At 64.6% G+C, this 1,417-nt stretch carries 4 protein-coding genes; all 4 read right to left on the bottom strand.

What is annotated here, in order from left to right:
- Nucleotides 1-372: 30S ribosomal protein S11 (rpsK, locus tag ABZ646_RS46625; RefSeq protein ID WP_360533855.1), on the bottom strand; the 372-nt coding region annotated here is incomplete at its 3' end.
- Between the two features lie 70 nt (nucleotides 373-442).
- On the bottom strand, nucleotides 443-823 hold the full coding sequence (gene rpsM, locus ABZ646_RS46620; protein ID WP_031167100.1) for a 30S ribosomal protein S13: 381 nt from the start codon (nucleotides 821-823) through the stop codon (nucleotides 443-445).
- A gap of 188 nt (nucleotides 824-1,011) precedes the next feature.
- On the bottom strand, nucleotides 1,012-1,125 hold the full coding sequence (rpmJ, locus tag ABZ646_RS46615) for a 50S ribosomal protein L36 (protein ID WP_003998809.1): 114 nt from the start codon (nucleotides 1,123-1,125) through the stop codon (nucleotides 1,012-1,014).
- A 59-nt stretch (nucleotides 1,126-1,184) separates the two neighbouring features.
- Nucleotides 1,185-1,406, bottom strand: coding sequence for a translation initiation factor IF-1 (gene infA / locus ABZ646_RS46610; RefSeq protein WP_003948620.1), 222 nt, complete (start codon nucleotides 1,404-1,406; stop codon nucleotides 1,185-1,187).
- Nucleotides 1,407-1,417: the final 11 nt, after the last annotated feature.

Genomic DNA, 1,417 nt, shown 5'->3' with positions numbered 1-1,417 from the left:
GTTGTGCGGGGTCGGGGTGACGTCCTGGATGGAGCCGACCTCGAGGCCCGTGGCCTGCAGGGAGCGGATCGCGGTCTCACGACCGGAACCCGGGCCCTTCACGAACACGTCGACCTTGCGCATGCCGTGCTCCTGGGCGCGGCGGGCAGCCGACTCGGCGGCCATCTGCGCGGCGAACGGCGTGGACTTCCGGGAACCCTTGAAGCCGACGTGGCCGGCGGAGGCCCAGGAGATCACGTTGCCCGACGGGTCCGTGATGGAGACGATCGTGTTGTTGAACGTGCTCTTGATGTGCGCGTGGCCGTGAGCGACGTTCTTCTTTTCCTTGCGGCGCACCTTCTTGGCAGCGCCCTGACGACCCTTGGGGGGCATCTACAAACTCCTACGGGGAGGTGGTCGGTCCTACAGCGAAGACCGCTGATGAAGCGTTGTCCGCTGAGGACTACTTCTTGCCCGGCTTCTTCTTGCCGGCGATGGCGCGACGCGGGCCCTTGCGGGTGCGGGCGTTGGTGCTGGTGCGCTGACCGCGGACGGGCAGGCCGCGACGGTGACGCAGACCCTGGTAGCAGCCGATCTCGACCTTGCGGCGGATGTCGGCCTGGATCTCGCGACGGAGGTCACCCTCGGTCTTGATGTTGTTGTCGACGTACTCACGAATCGCGACGAGCTGCTCTTCGGTGAGGTCCCGGACACGGGTGTTCGGGTCGATACCGGTCTCGGCCAGCGTCTGCTGGGAGAGTGTCCGGCCGATGCCGAACACGTAGGTGAGGGCGACCTCCACGCGCTTTTCGCGCGGGATGTCAACACCGGAAACGCGTGCCATTCAATGGCTCCTGGTGATCTTCGGAGGTCTTCCGCAGAACCGGCTCCCAGCCGCCGTACCAGGTACGAACTGGGTCCCCGGCCTCCGAACCGGGGGTGTCAGGCACCTTCGGCGCCTGGATTCTGCGTATGAACAAATTCAGCTTGCGTCGCGCGAATCTCTGCGGGTGCAGAGGGATCGGTCGTGCGTCAGCCCTGGCGCTGCTTGTGGCGCGGGTTCTCGCAGATGACCATGACCCGACCGTGACGGCGGATCACCCTGCACTTGTCGCAGATCTTCTTGACGCTCGGCTTGACCTTCATGGTGAGGTTCTCCGGGTCAGTGCCATCACCCCGCAAGGTTCCCGGGGTGCGGGCAAGATCTACTTGTAGCGGTAGACGATCCGGCCACGCGTCAGGTCGTACGGAGACAGCTCCACCACGACCCGGTCGTCAGGGAGGATGCGGATGTAGTGCATGCGCATCTTGCCGCTGATGTGTGCCAGGACCTGGTGGCCGTTCTGGAGCTCGACCTTGAACATGGCGTTCGGAAGAGACTCGACGACAGTGCCCTCGATCTCGATGGCACCTTGCTTCTTGGCCACGCAGATCGGAA

It is taken from the genome of Streptomyces sp. NPDC007162 (genome assembly GCF_040634175.1).
Taxonomy (GTDB): domain Bacteria; phylum Actinomycetota; class Actinomycetes; order Streptomycetales; family Streptomycetaceae; genus Streptomyces.
Note: the sequence above shows the minus strand (reverse complement) of the source record. Positions and strands in the feature narration are given on the sequence as shown.